The following is a 14703-nucleotide window of genomic DNA, read 5'->3' as shown; positions in this document are numbered from 1 at the left end:
ATCCATGTGTGAGTTATGGCGCGACCCAGAGAATTTGACGAGGCCGCGGCGCTGGAGGCGGCGATCCGCTGCTTCTGGTCCCGCGGCTACGAGGCCACTTCCGTACGGGATCTGGCGCTGGCCATGGGGATTACCGGGGCCAGCCTGTACAACGCTTTCGGTGACAAGCGCGCGCTCTTCGCCCTGGCGCTCGATCACTACATCAAGCGTGGCTTTTGTGAACGCTCCGCACGCCTGGAGCAGCAACTGCCACCCCGCGAAGCCATCCTGACGTTCTTCAACGAGATCATCGAACTGTCGCTGAGCGACCCCGAGCACAAGGGCTGTTTTATCGTCAATGCGGCCCTTGAGGTGGCGCCCCACGATCCAGAGTTCAAGGCGGTATTGGCCACGGTCCAGGAGGGGATGGAAGGTTTTTTCCGGCGCTGTATCAGTGCCGGCCAGGCCCAGGGCAGCATCAATATGTCGCAACCGGCGGACGATCTGGCGCGCCTGTGCCTGGGGGTATTGATGGGACTGCGGGTGCTGGCCCGTTCAAGGCCGGAACGGGAACTGTTGGAAGGGCTGGTGCGACCGCTCTTTGGGTTATTGAAATAATCTGTCTTGATGATGGCAGTCGGATGGATGGCTGTAGGCGCGAGCTGGCTCGCACCTACAGGGCCGGGGCGAATTGACGCTGTACCAGGCGCTCGATCAACTCGACATCGGCCTCGGGGCTGAGATCTTTCGCGCTGCCGGCCGCGCCGGTGGCCTGCAGTTCCAGCGCACTGCCCGGTGCCGTCTGGTGCAGCACATAGTCGGCGCCGCAATTGCCGCAGAACACATGATCGCCGGCGCGGTGCGCGCGCTTGAGCACCACGGTCGGCCCGCACATGGCGCAGTGCCGCAGGGGAATGCCCTGGTCGGTATGGCCGATGATCGGGCTCAAGTCCCCTGACTCCCCCAGTTGAATGAACAACGCGCCAAAGTGCGCGTCGAACTGGGTGCCGAGGTTCTTGCCGATGATCTGTAACGCCTGTGCCTGCGGCATGCCCGCACGATAGGGGCGGGTGCTGGTCATGGCATCGAAGGCGTCGCAGATACCGACGATGCTTGCCAGGTGCGGAATCTCGCCGGCCTTGAGCCCCAAGGGATAACCCCGGCCATCGGGCATCTCATGGTGCAGGCGCACGGCGTCCTCCACCAACACCGCCAGCGGGTGGGCATGCAGCAGCCGAAAACCGATGTCGGGGTGGGTCTTGATCACGGCGTATTCCTCGTCGCTCAAGGGTCCGGCCTTGCGCAGAACCGCGTCGGGAATACCAACCTTGCCCAGGTCATGGACAAAACCGCCCAAGGCGATCCGCGCCACTTCCTCCGCCGCGAAGCCGGCTTTCTGCGCCAGCAGCTCGCAGAACTGCGCCACTCGCCACAGATGCCCGCCGGTGTAGGGATCCCGCGCCTCCACCACCCAGGCCATCACCAGCAGGCTCGACAGCAATTCCTGTGCCGGGCGCGAAACCTGCGTCGGTTGGCGGGCGCCCAGCAGCTTTTGAATCAATTGGTTCAGCTTCATCGACGGCGTTCTCGGTACAGAAACAAGGAGGATGTCCTACATGCAGGCACTTTGCCCTGTTGAGAGGGTATAGGGCTTTAAATTACAGCCGTTGGAAAAAATCTTGGCCTTGTGTTTTAGATCGATCGATTTAGAATGCCAGTCATCTCAACGTGCCTCAAGGCATTTGGCGCATTGCCTCGGCCGGCTGACGGCCTCACAGGAGAGTTCGTTATGGTCGCCGACTGGTTGATGGGCGCTTCGGTACGCCGCAAGTTGACGCTGGGGTTTGGCATCGTGTTGCTGCTCACGGCGCTGCTGAGCGGCATCGCCTGGTACAGCATCGGGCAACTGACGATGCGTAGCGAAGCGCTGGTGGACAGTGTCTCGCTGGACACGCAGATCGCCGCCGTGCGCTTGCAGGAAAACGAATTCGAGCGCACCGGGCAAAGCGCGGCGGTCGACGCCTATGCCGGGCAGATGCAGGCTTTGTATGCTGGTGTCGACAAATTGCAGATGAGCCTGGAAACCGACGCACAGGCGACCCTCACGCGTATCCGCGAGGTGGCCCGGGCTTATCAGCAGAGTTTTGCCGAGTTCGTCGCGGCCCGGCGCCAGGCCCGCGAAGCGGAAAGGGCCATGGTGCCGGTGATGGAGAATATCGCCGAGCAACTGACGCGGTTGCGTAGCCAATTCTTCCTGCAAATGCGCAGCGATCCGGCGGTCACCGTCGATCAGGCGCAGTCGGTGGTCGAGCTGCAATGGCTGATGGCGCAATTGCGCGATCAGGTGCGCCTGTATATCGCCGATCCGCTGCCCGAAGCGCAGTTGCGTGTTTCGCAGATGGCCGACCGGATTCGTGTGCAAGGTAACGATTTGTATGGGCAACTGCCGGGTGATGCCTTGCAGACGCCGTTGCTCGGAGCGTTGCAGGCGGCGGTGACCTACCAGGACCGGGTCGTGGACTTTAGCGACAGCGTGCTCAAGAGCCAGCAGGCGAAACAGGCGATGCTGGCGCAGGCGGGTGACTTGCAGCAACTGAGTGCGGCGGTCTATCAACTGCAATTGCAAGGGCGCGCTCACGATGTGCGAATGGCTCGCGGCGAGCTGTTGCTGGCGGGAGCCCTGGCGCTGTTGCTGGGTTTGCTCTCGGCCTGGGCCATGACCCGGCAGATCGTCCCGCCGCTCAAGCGGACCCTGGCCCTGGCTCGGCAGATCGCCTCGGGCGACCTGACCGGTAACCTGGAAAGCCGTCGGCGTGACGAACTGGGACAAATGATGACGGCCATGCGGGAAATGGCCGGGCATCTACGTCAACTGATCGGCAGCATCGGCGACGGCACGCGTCAACTGACCCAGGCCGCCGAAGGCTTGTCGACGGTCACCGCCCACGGCAGCGCGGGAATCTCGCAACAGCGCCAGCAGACCGAAGAGGTTGCCGGCGCCATGGCTGAGATGGTCGACAGTGCCCAGCATATCGCCCGCAATGCCCAGCAGGCCTCGGAGGCGGCGCAGGCGGCCGAGCGACGCAGTGTCGAGGGCAATCGTGTGGTGAGCCAGGCAATCGAGCACTTTGAAGCCCTGGTGCTCAATGTCGATCGCTCCGCCCTGGCAATGGAGCGTCTGCGTGAAGACGGTGAACGCATCGGCGGTGTTTTCGGGGTTATCCGCGAGGTGGCGGAACAGACCAATCTGCTGGCACTCAACGCCGCTATTGAAGCCGCGCGCGCCGGTGAGGCGGGGCGAGGCTTTGCGGTGGTGGCCGATGAAGTAAGGGCGCTGGCCCAGCGCACCCAGCGCTCCACCGAGGAAATCGAGGGGCTGATCGCGGCCCTGCATGGCGGTACCGAGCAGGCCACGGCAATCATGCGCCAGAGCCAGGACATGAGTCTGTCCAGTGTGGTCCTGGCCCGTGAAGCCGGTGGCGTGCTCAGTGAAATTCGCCAGTCGGCGTCGCTGATCCAGTCGATGAACTCGCAGATTGCCACGGCCGCCGATCAGCAAACCCGCGCTTGCGAACAGATCAGCGGCAATCTGGAACGCGTGCGCCATATTGCCGACGCATCGGCGCAGTCGAGTGCCCGCACGGCGACGGCGAGCCTCGAGCTATCACGCCTGGGCGGTGATCTCAGCGTGCTGGTCCAGCGATTTACGGTCTAGCCGGTGTAGCCATTACTCGTCTTTCTTCATCAATCCGGCCAGCGCCGCGAACGGGTTGTGAGTGGCCTTGGCGATCTTCGGGCTGCTCAGGGAGCTATCGCCGAAGTACTGCTGGTCGGTGTAGCGCGAGTGCTCGTTGTCATGGCAGAACAGGCACAGCAGCTCCCAGTTGGAACCGTCCTGCGGGTTGTTGTCATGGTTGTGGTCGCGGTGGTGCACGGTGAGCTCGCTGAGGCGCTTGCCGGAAAATTCACGGGCGCAGCGACCGCAGACGTGCGGGTACATTTTCAGCGCCTTGTCACGATAGCCCATCTCTTTATCGCGTTTCGCATCGGCCAGGATACGGTCCAGCTTGGCGGTATGGGAGGGAGGGTTGGCCGAACTCATGGGGTCACCTTGTCGAAGGGGTTAATGACGGTTATGCGGCAAAGTCTAGCTCAGTTCTTGAGCTTCTCGGCGATCCAGATGGTATGGCGCGTCCCCTTGTTGCCGTGGGCATGGACCTGGACTTCCTCGGCCTTGAAGCCGGCCTTGCGCAGCTTGTCGCAGAAGTGGCTGTCGGCGCTGGCCGACCACACCGCCAGCACGCCCTTGGGCCGCAGGGCCTTGGCGCAGGCGTTCAGGCCAGCGCTCGAGTAGAGCCAGCTGTTGGCTTTCTGGGTCAGGCCTTCAGGGCCGTTGTCGACATCGAGCATGATCGCATCGAAGCCATTGGGCTCGGCCTGCAGGACCTTGGCCACGTCTTCCAGGCGAATCAGCGTGCGCGGGTCGTCCAGCGGCCGCCCGGCTTTTTCCCCCAGCGGACCGCGGTTCCATTCGACGACCCCTGGCACCAGTTCGGCGACCACGACTTCGGCGGTCTTGCCCAGGTGCTTGAGCGCCGCGGCCAGGGTGAAGCCCATGCCCAGGCCGCCGATCAGCACCCGCGATTGCGGCCGGCCGGCGACCTTGCGGCAGGGGATTTCCGCCAGGGCATCCTCGGAGCCGTGCATGCGGGTGTTCATCAACTGCCCGCCGTCGCCGCCCTGAATCTTGATCACGAAGTCTTCGCCATACTCGAACAGGCACAAGGCACCGCCGTTTTCGGGAATCGGGGTGGTGTCCAGCAGCACGAAACGTTTCATGGAAATCTCATTGGGAGGGGCAAAATAGCCGCGTTGCGAGTAGCCTGAAGGCAGACAGAGAAGTCTGGCAACGGAGCCATTGATGAAACGCGCTATTGTAGCGGTCATTGCCTTGACCGCGCTCACCATTACCACTGCACGGGCCGAGGATCTTTCGCCAGTGCCGGTCACGCCAAAACCGGGGGCGCCAAGTACCGCCACCCCGACGCCATCCCCGCAGATCACCCCACGCACGCCAGCCAAGCCCGGCGAGCCGCTGCCGAGCATTGAGTTGCCGCAGCCGCCCAAGGACCAGACCCAGCCGGGCCCGGAGCAGAACGACAAGGCTGAGAAAACAGATAAAGCGCAGGAAAGCTCCAGCTAGACCTGTTGCGAGAGCAGTTGGCCATCCGCCATGCGCAGTCGCTTGGACAGCGCAATGGCGATGGCTCGAATGATCTTGGCGGCGATCTTCGGCGCGTCGTGGAGCATCTTTTCCAGGGAGTCCTTGCCCAGGTTCAGCAACTGGCAATCGCTGGCCGCCACGCAACTGGCCGAGCGCCGTTCGCCATCGAGCACCGCCATCTCGCCGAAGGCCCGGCCGGCGCGCAAGGTGGCGATCACCACCGGTTGACCCTCGGCGTTGCTCTTCTGCACGTTCACGTTGCCGCGATGAATGATGCACATGAAGGTCCCGGCATCACCCTCGTTGAAGATGGCTTCGCCCTTGGCGACGCTGCTGATGCTGAAATAGCCGGCAGCGGCGAGGCAGTCCGCCGGTAGCAAGGTGGCGAACAAGCCGCAGTCCATCAGCATGTCGCGGATTTCGTTATTCAGTAAGGTCGGCTCTGACATGGCTCACGGTCTTTTCTTGTCGCTTGTTATTCTGTGCGGGCATTGAAACCCGACGGCCCAGAGTTAAGACCAGGACGCCGGACAGAGTTCCTCAGACCAGGCCCAGAACCTTGAACACGAAGGCGTATTCGAGGGCTACGTCACGTAATCCCTGGTAACGACCGCTCATGCCGCCATGGCCCGCACCCAGTTCGGTCTTGAGCAAGAGTAGATGTTCGTCGGTTTTCGTGGCCCGCAATTTCGCCACCCATTTGGCCGCTTCCCAATACTGCACGCGACTGTCGTTGTAGCCGGCGATCACCAGGGTCGCCGGGTAGGCCTGGGCACGCACGTTTTCATACGGCGCGTAGGCTTTGATCCGCGCATGGACCTCGGGCTCCTCGGGATTGCCCCATTCGTCGTATTCGGTAACGGTCAGCGGCAGGTCCGGGTCGAGCATGGTGTTCAGCACATCGACGAACGGCACTTCGGCGATGGCGGCCTGGAACAGTTCCGGGCGTTGGTTGAGCACGGCGCCGATCAACAGGCCGCCGGCACTGCCGCCGCTGATGGCCAGTTGTTTGGAGGTGGTCAGGCCTTCGGCGATCAGGTGCTCGGCGCAGGCGATGAAGTCATCGAAGCTGTTCTGCTTGTGCGCCTGCTTGCCGGCGCGATACCAGGCTTCGCCCAATTCGCCGCCGCCGCGCACATGGGCGATGGCGAAGGCCATGCCTCGCTCCAGCAGGCTCAGGCGGGCGTGGGAGAACCATGGGTCGAGGCTTTCGCCGTAGGCACCATAACCGTAGAGGTAGAGGGGCGTGGCCTGGCCTTGCAATTCGCGCTTGACCACCAGGCTGATGGGCACTCGCGTGCCGTCCGCGGCCGTGGCCCAGAGGCGCTGGCTGACGTAGGCATCCGGATCGAAGTCGCCGAGCACCGGGGTTTGCTTGAGCACGCGCTGTTCGCCGCTGGCCAGGGTCAATTGGCGGATCTGGGCCGGGCGATTGAGCGCTTCGTAGCGCAGGCGGATGGTCGGGCTGGTGAATTCCAGACTGTCCTGCACGTAGAGGCTGTAGGCGGCATCCGGCAGTTGCACGCGATAGTGCGGCAGGCCCTTGGGCCGCACTTCGAGGATCGGCAAGCCGCCTTCACGCAGGCTCAGGCACAGGGCCGAGGCGTTCAGGGTCAGGCCTTCGAGCATTACCTGATCGTCGTGGGGCACCAGCAATTGCCAGTCGGCACGGCTTGGCACGCCGTGGTCCGGGGCCTGAAACAGCGCGAAGTTGATGCCGTCCTGGTTGCTGCGGATAAACCAGCTCCACTGTTCCTGATACTGGCCGTGGTCGACGAAGTACTCGTGGCCTTCGACCCGTGGTGCCAGGCAGGTAAAGGCCTGGTCCGGGGTGTTGGCGTCCAGGGCCCAGGCTTCGCTGGTGGTTTTGCTATTGAACAACACCACCAGTTGCCGCTCGGAGCTACTGCGGTAGCAATGCAGGAAGAAGCGCCCGTCGGTTTCCCGCAGGACCTCTTCGGCCGTGCTGTCGCCGAGGCGATGGCGATACAGCTTGTGCGGGCGATGGGTATCGTCCAGTTCAGCGAAAAACAGCGTCTGGCTGTCATTGGCCCAGGTCATGCTGCCGTCGCAGTCGTCGAACGGCAATTCGCTGACCGCGCCGCTGTCGAGTTCCTTGACGTACAGGCGATAGACCTCTTCGCCGCTGGTGTCGAGGCTATAGGCCAGGCGCCGATGATCCGGGCTGACGCTGAATGCGCCGAGGGAGAAGAAACCGCCCGCGGCCAGCACGTTGGGGTCGAGCAGCAGGGCTTCGGCGCTTGCATCCACGCTCAGGCTGTCATCGGTCGGACGCGGGCAGCGGTAGTGCCGCGGATATTCGTCGCCGGCGGTGGTGCGGGTGTAGTACAGGAATGGGCCCCAGGGCGAAGGCAGGGACAGGTCGGTTTCGAGAATCCGGCCCTTGATCTCCTCGAACAGGGTTTCGCGCAGTTCGCTCTGGTCGGCCAGTTGGGCCTGCTGGTAGCTGTTTTCGGCCTTGAGGTAGTCGAGCACGGCATCGCTGTCGCGCTCCTGCAACCAGGCGTAAGGGTCCGCGCCCGCGTCGCGGCGGGCAATCGGGGCGCTGTTGGCGCTGTTGGCGAGGGACATGGTGAACTCTCTGTGGGCGGATCGCTGACGGCGGGGCAGCCGGACCGGCGAAAAGCCGTTATCATAGGCATCTATTTGCCTGCCTTGCCATGGACACCATGACCGAGAACGACTATCTGATCGCCTGGGGCTGCTACGCCTTCGCCGCCTTGGGCTGCCTGTTGGTGTGGTTTCGCCTGACCCGCTGGATCTGGCGCTGGTTGCGCGAGCCGCTGCGCGTGGTGATGGCGGTGCTGCTGTTCAGCCCGACCATTATCGACCCGGTGAAGGAAAAATTCGCCCCGGCGGTGGCCATTACGGCCCTGGACCTGCTGTTCAAGGTCGGCAATAACGCCTGGCGCGCGGTTTCCGATCTGTTCATGTACTTGATGATCGCCGTGGGCGTTTATCTGGTCTTTGCCTTGATTCGTTGGCCCATCGAGCGCTCCATCAAGGCCCGTCGCCCGCAGCCGGTAGCCGCTGGCACGCCCCCGGAGGCCGAGCCCGAGGAAGACGATCAACCGTTCGCGGCGGTCGATCGCGGCGAGCGTTATGGGCGCCAGCCGCCGACCGGTGGCAATGGTCGTCCGCGGGTCGAACCGCGTCTGTAACGGCGTCCCTGCATTGAAGCGAGAGTCCGAGCATGTGTGAATTGTTGGGCATGAGCGCCAATGTACCGACCGATATCGTTTTCAGCTTTACCGGCCTGATGCAGCGCGGGGGACGTACCGGGCCCCATCGCGACGGCTGGGGCATCGCCTTCTATGAGGGCCGGGGCTTGCGCCTGTTCCAGGATCCGGCGGCGAGCTGCGAGTCCGAGGTCGCGCAGTTGGTACAGCGTTACCCGATCAAGAGCGAAGTGGTGATCGGGCATATCCGCCAGGCCAATGTCGGCAAGGTCTGCCTGTCCAATACCCATCCTTTTGTCCGCGAGCTGTGGGGACGCAACTGGTGTTTCGCCCACAACGGCCAGTTGGCGGACTTTCAGCCACCGACCGGCTTTTATCGCCCGGTGGGCGATACCGACAGCGAAGCGGCCTTCTGTGACTTGCTCAATCGCGTGCGCCAGGACTTTCCCGAGCCGGTGGACATCGAAGTGCTATTGCCGTCGCTGGTCCAGGCCTGTGCCGAGTACCGCGGCAAGGGGGTGTTCAACTGCCTGCTCAGCGACGGCGACTGGCTGTTCTGCTATTGCTCGAGCAAATTGGCCCAGATCACCCGGCGCGCGCCGTTCGGGCCGGCGCGCTTGAAGGATGTCGACGTGATCGTCGACTTCCAGGCCGAAACCACGCCCAATGACGTGGTGACGGTGATTGCCACCGAACCCCTGACTGAAAACGAAACCTGGACCCGCTACGAACCGGGCCAATGGAGCCTGTGGCGGCGCGGCGAATGCGTCAGCCAGGGCCAGACCGAATAAGGAAGTCCGTTATGTGGTTGAGTTACCTGCGGCTGATTCTGTTTACCCTGGGCCTGTTGATCGGGGTCCAGGTACCGGGCTTCATCAATGACTATGCCAAGCGGGTCGAGGCGCACCTGATTGAGGCGCAGACCAGTCTTCAGGGGTTCCAGAAGACCGCCGAGCAGTTCTTCAACGGTGACTTGCAAGCGCTGGTGGCGCATTACCGCGCCAGTGACGATCCGGTGTTTCGTAGCGATGCCGAGAGCCTTGGCACCTTGCTCAACCGTCAGCGCCTGCTGGACGACCAGTTCCAGGCCATGCAGGGCCCCTGGTACAAACGGGCGTTGCAGGTGGCGTATGCGGCCGATCCGGCGATCCGCCAGGAAACCTTGCAGGGTTATACCTACCAGGTGCTGTTGTCGCCCGAGGCGATCGGCTGGGCAATGGGCGCGGCGCTGTTGTTCTCGTTCGTGATCGAAGGCTTCTTCCGCCTGGTGGACTGGGTGGTGCTGGGCGGCAAGCGCCAGCGCGAACGCCTGGCGCGGCGTGAGCGGGGTTGGTAAGAGTCCCCCCCACACAAGTCCTGTGTCATTGGTGGGCGAGGGTGGGCTTGCTCAGAACCACATACTGCTCGCCCAGCTTGTCCGCGTAGCTGTGCAGTACCTCCTGGCACAGCGCGACAATTTCCTCCACCAACTCCACGCCAACCCGCCAGGACACCACCACTTCCAGGTTCGGTGGGCGTACATCCAGGGCCAGCAAGGTCAACTCGCCGCGCATCAGTTCTTCCCTGACCAGCACCGGCGGCAGGGCACCGATGCCGAATCCGTCGCGCAGTAGCCGGGTAATCGCCGATACCGAATTCACGCAGTTCAACCGTGGTGTCGGAACGCCGTGGATCTGCATCAGGCCGAGAATTTCCTGGTGCGGTCGCGAGTTTTTCGAAAAGGTCACGATCCGTTCCCGGGCGATCTCGGCGAGGCTTGCGTATTCGCGGTTATAGATCGAGTTGCTGGCCACCACCCAGCCCATCGGGTGGCTGATCAGTTCCAGGCTGCGAATCGATTCCTGACGCAGCAGATCGGTCTGCAGCACCAGGTCGAGAAAGCCTTTTTGCAACTGATCGCAGAGGTTCAGCGCGGTATCGGCCACCAGTTCGATTTCCACCAGCGGAAAACGGTCCGACATCTGCGCCACCAACGGGCTGAGCCAGGTATGGATCACCGTATCCATCACGCCGATGCGCAAGCGCCCGACCTTGGTCGAACTGATTTCGATGGCATGCTTGAGCGCCTGCATGGTGTCCATCATCTGCTCGGCATAGTCGAGCACCTTGAGCCCTTCGGGGGTCAGGCTGACACCGCGGGAATCACGCAGGAACAGCTTCACCCCCAGCTCGCTTTCGAGCACCGCGATGCGGCTGGAAATGGAAGCCTGAGTGGTGAAGAGCTTGTCCGCCGTCAGGCGAAAACTCTTCAGCCGCGCGACCCAGACGAAGGTTTCGAGAAATTTGAGGTTCATGCAATCAACTTTTTCTTATGCCAGGGCAGGACTTTTATTAGTTGGACGCAGAGGGCCCGGCCAACGAAAAATGGCCCTCGACCGGTCAGGCACGATAAGCCTAAGCCTGGGCGGTCGCCAGAACAATACCAATAAGTTTTACGCGGAGAATTTGCCCCCATGACTACGCCCGGCTCGCTGGATGTCACTTCAACCGAGGGCACGCCCGGTCCGTTCACCTGGTACCGCCATCTCAATCAGCAGGAACGTCGAACGTTCTGGAGCTGCAAGATCGGTTACGGCCTGGATGGCATGGATACCCAGATGCTCAGTTTCGTCATCCCGACGCTGATCGCCCTCTGGGGCCTCACCACCGGCCAGGCCGGGCTGATTTCCACCAGCACCCTGATTGCCTCGGCCCTCGGCGGCTGGATCGCCGGCATCCTTTCCGACCGCATTGGCCGGGTACGCACCCTGCAACTGACGGTACTCTGGTTCGCCGTGTTCACCTTCCTCTGCGGTTTCGCCCAGAACTACCACCAGTTGCTGGTGGCCCGCACCTTGATGGGCTTTGGTTTCGGTGGTGAGTGGACCGCCGGCGCGGTGTTGATGGGTGAGGTGATCCGCGCCAAGGACCGTGGCAAGGCGGTCGGCATGGTGCAATCGGGCTGGGCTCTGGGCTGGGGACTGACCGCGATCCTCTATGCGGCGCTGTTTTCGCTGCTGCCGCCGGAAGACGCCTGGCGCGCCCTGTTCGTGTTGGGCATCGTCCCGGCGATCTTTGTGATTTTCGTGCGTCGCCTGGTCAAGGACCCGGAGATCTATCGCCAGGCCAAGGCCCAGGAGGCGCCGAGCCAGCCGGCGCGGTTCTACGAGATCTTTGCCCCGGGCATGCTCAGTATCACCCTGCGGGCCTCTTTGCTGACCACCGGTGCCTTGGGCGGTTACTACGCCATCACCGCCTGGTTGCCGACCTATCTGAAGACTGAACGGGGGTTGAGCGTGCTCGGCACGGGCGGTTACCTGGCCATGGTGATTGCCGGTTCCTACATCGGTTATGTGATCAGCGCGTACCTGACCGATCTGCTGGGGCGCAAGAGGAACTTCATCCTGTTCGCCGTCGGTTCTTTCATCATTGTGCTGTTGTACACCCAGTTGCAGGTCAGCAATGAGGTCATGTTGTGGCTGGGCTTGCCGCTGGGCTTTTTTGCCTCGGGGATTTTCAGCGGCATGGGGTCGTTTCTCACCGAGCTGTTTCCCACGCGGATCCGCGGTTCCGGCCAGGGCTTCTGCTACAACATCGGCCGCGCGCTGGCGGCGTTTTTCCCGCTGTTGATCGGTCTGCTCAGCCAGAAAGTTTCCTTGAGCCTGGGGATTGGCGCTTTTGCCGCCGTGTCCTACGGAGTGGTGATTCTCGCCGCCCTGAGCCTGCCGGAAACCCGTGGCAAGGCACTCGAAGCGCAGTAATCTGTGGGTATTTGTGAAAAGTCCCACATTAAGAAAAGTTAAAAGCCCACAGGAGCAACCACCGTGAGCCGCTTGTTATTGAATTGCGATATCGGCGAAAGCTATGGCAACTGGACCCTGGGTCTGGATGCGCAGGTCATGCCGTTTATCGATTGCGCCAATGTGGCCTGCGGTTATCACGCGGGCGATCCGAGCATCATGCGCAAAACGGTTACCTTGGCCCTGGCCAATGACGTGCGTATCGGTGCTCATCCGGCCTATCCCGACCTGGTGGGTTTCGGTCGCCGCTCCATGGCCTGCACGCCGCAGGAAATCCAGGACCTGCTGCATTACCAGATCGGCGCGCTGGACGGTATCTGTCGGGCGCAGGGTGCCCGGGTGAGTTACGTCAAGCCGCACGGCGCGATGTACAACGACATGATGGCCAACCCCGAGCAACTGCGCGCGGTGATCCAGGCCATTGCCGCCTATGACCGGGGACTGCCGCTGATGTTGCTGGCAATGCGTGACAACAGCGCGGCCCAGGCCCTGGGTGATGAATACGGTGTCGAATTGTGGTTCGAGGCTTTTGCCGACCGTGCCTACGATTGCGCGGGGCGCCTGGTGTCGCGCCAGTTGCCCGGCGCCGTGCTTCACGAGCCTTCACTGATCGTCGAACAGGCACTGACCATCGCCCGTGGTGACAGCCTCGCCGCCAGCGATGGCAGCGCGTTGCGCCTGCAGGCCAATACCCTGTGCGTGCACGGCGACAACGCCAGCTCGGTGGCCGCGGTACAGCGTATCCGCGAGGCCCTGGACCGGCAGTCGCAACCATGAAGCCACGGATTGAAGTGGTCGGGATCGACTGTCTGATGGTGCGGCTGTTCGACGTGATCGCTGAAGAGAACATGCCGTGGATGCTCGCTGCCGGCGAGCGTTTGCGCGCTGGATTCGCCGGGCACCTGATCGATCTGGTGCCGTCCTATACCACCTTGATGGTGCATTACGACCTGCTGGCGTTGAGCCCGTCCCAGGCCCGGGAACTGATTGCCGCGGCCTTGACCGACCTGGCCCCGAACACTGCGGGCGGGGGCCAGTGCCATGTGTTGCCAGTGTGGTACGACCCGAGTGTCGGCCCGGAACTGGGCTTGTTGGCCGAACGCGCCGGCTGCTCGGTCAGCGAAGTGATTCGCTGCCACAGCGCACGCGAATACCAGGTGTTCGCCCTGGGTTTTGCTCCGGGGTTTGCCTTTATGGGATTGGTCGACGAACGGCTGGCCGCCCCGCGCCTCAGCACCCCGCGCAAACGAGTCGCGGCGGGGAGCGTGGGGATTGCCGAGCGCCAGACTGCGGCTTACCCAGTGGTCTCGCCGGGGGGCTGGAATTTGATCGGGCGTACCCCGAGCAAGCTGTTCGACCGTGAGCGTGACGGCTATAGCCTGATGCAGCCGGGCGATACAGTACGTTTTGCCGCGATCGACCACGCTGAATTCATTACGTTGGGTGGCGATGACACGCCGCTGGGGGGCTTGGCATGAGCCATCTGTTGATCGAGGCAAGTACGCCGCTGTGCCTGTTGCAGGATGCCGGGCGTTTTGGCGTGCGCCATCTGGGCGTGACCCAGGGCGGAGCGTTGGACTGGGTATCGATGTTCTGGGCCAACCACTTGCTGGGTAATGCGCCAGATGCGGCGGTGGTGGAAGTGACCCTGGGCGGGTTGACGCTGCTGGCGCAGGAGGATTGCTGCCTGGCTTTGGCCGGCGCCGATCTGGGCGCGCGGGTAGATGGCCAGGCGCTGGCGCCCTGGTGCAGTTTTGTCTTGAGGAAAGGCCAGCGCCTGCAATTGATTCAACCACTGTCGGGGGCGCGGGCTTATCTGGCCGCGCCGGGTGGTTTCATCGCGCCGAAAGTCCTTGGCAGTGCCGCCTGCGTGGTCCGCGAGGAACTCGGTGGGTTGGATGGCCTGGGGCGGCCTTTGGCCAAAGGCGGTTGCCTGGAATATCGCGGATCGGCATCGGCGCCAAGAGGATTATCAGGCGCGCGGGTGCCGGATTTCAGTTCCAGTGCGCCCTTGCAGGTGGTACTCGGGGCGCAGATCGGCGAGTTCAGCGGACAAAGCCTGTTTGATGCATTCAACAGTGTCTGGACCCTGGATACCCGTGCCGACCGCATGGGTATTCGGCTGTTGGGGCCGGAGTTGAAGTACCAGGGCGAGCCGATGATTTCCGAGGGTATTCCCCTGGGGGCGATTCAGGTGCCACCGGACGGTCAGCCGATTGTGTTGCTCAATGATCGGCAGACCATTGGTGGGTACCCGCGCCTGGGGGGATTGACGCCATTGTCGCTGGCCCGCTTGGCGCAATGCCTGCCGGGGACGCAGGTCAGGCTGGCGCCGGTGGTGCAGGAGACGGCGCATCGGCAACAGGTCGAGTTCCTGCGCCGGTTTGCCTGACACCGCTCTCCTTTGTGGTGAGCGGGCTTGCCCGCGCTGGGGTGCGCAGCGCCCCCAAACCTGCAATCGCGGTGTATCAGAAATAACCGGGATTATGGTTTTACGGCTGCCGCGCAGCCGAACGCGGGC

General features: G+C 62.9%; 16 protein-coding genes and 1 pseudogene. 11 read left to right on the top strand and 6 right to left on the bottom strand.

Features of this window, described 5'->3' with window-relative positions; all coding sequences use genetic code 11:
* Positions 1-15 precede the first annotated feature (15 nt).
* Positions 16-597, top strand: a complete 582-nt coding sequence (locus PFEN_RS12335; RefSeq protein WP_191487112.1) for a TetR/AcrR family transcriptional regulator — start codon at positions 16-18, stop codon at positions 595-597.
* Between the two features lie 55 nt (positions 598-652).
* Here PFEN_RS12335 and PFEN_RS12330 read toward each other — a convergent pair whose 3' ends face one another.
* Positions 653-1555 carry an HD-GYP domain-containing protein gene (locus PFEN_RS12330; RefSeq protein ID WP_191487111.1) on the bottom strand — a complete coding sequence of 301 codons (903 nt, stop codon included), beginning with the start codon at positions 1553-1555 and terminating at the stop codon, positions 653-655.
* Positions 1556-1690: 135 nt separating this feature from the next.
* Between PFEN_RS12330 and PFEN_RS31440 the strand changes: the two are divergent.
* Positions 1691-2839, top strand: a pseudogene (locus PFEN_RS31440) (methyl-accepting chemotaxis protein); the annotation flags it as partial.
* The gene (locus PFEN_RS31435) at positions 2813-3694 is read left to right on the top strand and encodes a methyl-accepting chemotaxis protein (RefSeq protein ID WP_412071435.1); all 882 of its coding nucleotides are present in this window, start codon (positions 2813-2815) and stop codon (positions 3692-3694) included. The pseudogene PFEN_RS31440 and the gene PFEN_RS31435, both read left to right, overlap by 27 nt.
* A 12-nt stretch (positions 3695-3706) precedes the next feature.
* On the opposite strand, the gene PFEN_RS12320 is transcribed toward PFEN_RS31435, so the two are convergent.
* Positions 3707-4081, bottom strand: a complete 375-nt coding sequence (locus PFEN_RS12320; protein ID WP_017124556.1) for a YajD family HNH nuclease — start codon at positions 4079-4081, stop codon at positions 3707-3709.
* Positions 4082-4131: 50 nt separating this feature from the next.
* Entirely contained in the window at positions 4132-4818 is a 687-nt protein-coding gene (locus PFEN_RS12315; protein ID WP_191487109.1) for a spermidine synthase, read from the bottom strand.
* Between the two features lie 82 nt (positions 4819-4900).
* On the opposite strand from PFEN_RS12315, the gene PFEN_RS12310 reads away from it, so the two are divergent.
* On the top strand, positions 4901-5182 hold the full coding sequence (locus PFEN_RS12310; protein ID WP_191487108.1) for a hypothetical protein: 282 nt from the start codon (positions 4901-4903) through the stop codon (positions 5180-5182).
* On the opposite strand, the gene PFEN_RS12305 is transcribed toward PFEN_RS12310, so the two are convergent.
* Entirely contained in the window at positions 5179-5652 is a 474-nt protein-coding gene (locus PFEN_RS12305; protein ID WP_191487107.1) for a cyclic nucleotide-binding domain-containing protein, read from the bottom strand. The two genes, PFEN_RS12310 and PFEN_RS12305, sit on opposite strands and share 4 nt — an antisense overlap.
* 91 nt (positions 5653-5743) lie before the next feature.
* Positions 5744-7795 (bottom strand): S9 family peptidase, encoded by a 2052-nt coding sequence (locus PFEN_RS12300; RefSeq protein WP_191487106.1) that lies wholly within the window; start codon positions 7793-7795, stop codon positions 5744-5746.
* A gap of 20 nt (positions 7796-7815) precedes the next feature.
* On the opposite strand from PFEN_RS12300, the gene PFEN_RS12295 reads away from it, so the two are divergent.
* From PFEN_RS12295 to PFEN_RS12285, 3 genes are read left to right on the top strand one after another with little or no spacing between them, the layout of a single operon-like run.
* Complete coding sequence (locus PFEN_RS12295) at positions 7816-8385, top strand: MFS transporter (RefSeq protein WP_191487476.1); 570 nt, start codon at positions 7816-7818, stop codon at positions 8383-8385.
* A 32-nt stretch (positions 8386-8417) separates the two neighbouring features.
* Positions 8418-9194, top strand: a complete 777-nt coding sequence (locus PFEN_RS12290; protein ID WP_191487105.1) for a class II glutamine amidotransferase — start codon at positions 8418-8420, stop codon at positions 9192-9194.
* An 11-nt stretch (positions 9195-9205) separates the two neighbouring features.
* Positions 9206-9739 carry a DUF2937 family protein gene (locus PFEN_RS12285; RefSeq protein ID WP_191487104.1) on the top strand — a complete coding sequence of 178 codons (534 nt, stop codon included), beginning with the start codon at positions 9206-9208 and terminating at the stop codon, positions 9737-9739.
* 25 nt (positions 9740-9764) lie between these two features.
* On the opposite strand, the gene PFEN_RS12280 is transcribed toward PFEN_RS12285, so the two are convergent.
* Positions 9765-10697, bottom strand: a complete 933-nt coding sequence (locus PFEN_RS12280; protein ID WP_191487103.1) for a LysR family transcriptional regulator — start codon at positions 10695-10697, stop codon at positions 9765-9767.
* 159 nt (positions 10698-10856) lie between these two features.
* Here PFEN_RS12280 and PFEN_RS12275 point away from each other — a divergent pair, with 159 nt between their 5' ends.
* The 4 genes from PFEN_RS12275 (at position 10857) to PFEN_RS12260 (ending at position 14574) form a co-directional block, all read left to right on the top strand.
* Positions 10857-12143 (top strand): MFS transporter, encoded by a 1287-nt coding sequence (locus tag PFEN_RS12275; protein ID WP_191487102.1) that lies wholly within the window; start codon positions 10857-10859, stop codon positions 12141-12143.
* Positions 12144-12206: 63 nt separating this feature from the next.
* Positions 12207-12959 (top strand): 5-oxoprolinase subunit PxpA, encoded by a 753-nt coding sequence (locus PFEN_RS12270; RefSeq protein WP_191487101.1) that lies wholly within the window; start codon positions 12207-12209, stop codon positions 12957-12959.
* A complete protein-coding gene (locus PFEN_RS12265) occupies positions 12956-13660 on the top strand; it encodes a 5-oxoprolinase subunit B family protein (protein WP_191487100.1) in 705 nt (234 codons plus the stop codon). The genes PFEN_RS12270 and PFEN_RS12265 overlap by 4 nt, the downstream gene beginning before the upstream one ends.
* Positions 13657-14574, top strand: coding sequence for a biotin-dependent carboxyltransferase family protein (locus PFEN_RS12260; RefSeq protein ID WP_191487099.1), 918 nt, complete (start codon positions 13657-13659; stop codon positions 14572-14574). Before PFEN_RS12265 ends, PFEN_RS12260 begins: the two co-directional genes overlap by 4 nt.
* Positions 14575-14703 lie beyond the last annotated feature (129 nt).

Origin of the sequence: Pseudomonas sp. FEN, assembly GCF_904067045.1 — a bacterium.
GTDB lineage: Bacteria > Pseudomonadota > Gammaproteobacteria > Pseudomonadales > Pseudomonadaceae > Aquipseudomonas.
The sequence above is the reverse complement of the archived record's forward strand: the minus strand, read 5'-3'. Positions and strand labels throughout refer to the sequence as shown.

Bases quoted from the DNA above. Each gene is read 5' to 3' on its own strand.
- PFEN_RS12335 (WP_191487112.1), top strand. From the start codon at position 16: ATGGCGCGACCCAGAGAATTTGACGAGGCCGCGGCGCTGGAGGCGGCG.
- PFEN_RS12330 (WP_191487111.1), bottom strand. From the start codon at position 1,555: ATGAAGCTGAACCAATTGATTCAAAAGCTGCTGGGCGCCCGCCAACCG.
- PFEN_RS31435 (WP_412071435.1), top strand. From the start codon at position 2,813: ATGACGGCCATGCGGGAAATGGCCGGGCATCTACGTCAACTGATCGGC.
- PFEN_RS12320 (WP_017124556.1), bottom strand. From the start codon at position 4,081: ATGAGTTCGGCCAACCCTCCCTCCCATACCGCCAAGCTGGACCGTATC.
- PFEN_RS12315 (WP_191487109.1), bottom strand. From the start codon at position 4,818: ATGAAACGTTTCGTGCTGCTGGACACCACCCCGATTCCCGAAAACGGC.
- PFEN_RS12310 (WP_191487108.1), top strand. From the start codon at position 4,901: ATGAAACGCGCTATTGTAGCGGTCATTGCCTTGACCGCGCTCACCATT.
- PFEN_RS12305 (WP_191487107.1), bottom strand. From the start codon at position 5,652: ATGTCAGAGCCGACCTTACTGAATAACGAAATCCGCGACATGCTGATG.
- PFEN_RS12300 (WP_191487106.1), bottom strand. From the start codon at position 7,795: ATGTCCCTCGCCAACAGCGCCAACAGCGCCCCGATTGCCCGCCGCGAC.
- PFEN_RS12290 (WP_191487105.1), top strand. From the start codon at position 8,418: ATGTGTGAATTGTTGGGCATGAGCGCCAATGTACCGACCGATATCGTT.
- PFEN_RS12285 (WP_191487104.1), top strand. From the start codon at position 9,206: ATGTGGTTGAGTTACCTGCGGCTGATTCTGTTTACCCTGGGCCTGTTG.
- PFEN_RS12280 (WP_191487103.1), bottom strand. From the start codon at position 10,697: ATGAACCTCAAATTTCTCGAAACCTTCGTCTGGGTCGCGCGGCTGAAG.
- PFEN_RS12275 (WP_191487102.1), top strand. From the start codon at position 10,857: ATGACTACGCCCGGCTCGCTGGATGTCACTTCAACCGAGGGCACGCCC.
- PFEN_RS12265 (WP_191487100.1), top strand. From the start codon at position 12,956: ATGAAGCCACGGATTGAAGTGGTCGGGATCGACTGTCTGATGGTGCGG.
- PFEN_RS12260 (WP_191487099.1), top strand. From the start codon at position 13,657: ATGAGCCATCTGTTGATCGAGGCAAGTACGCCGCTGTGCCTGTTGCAG.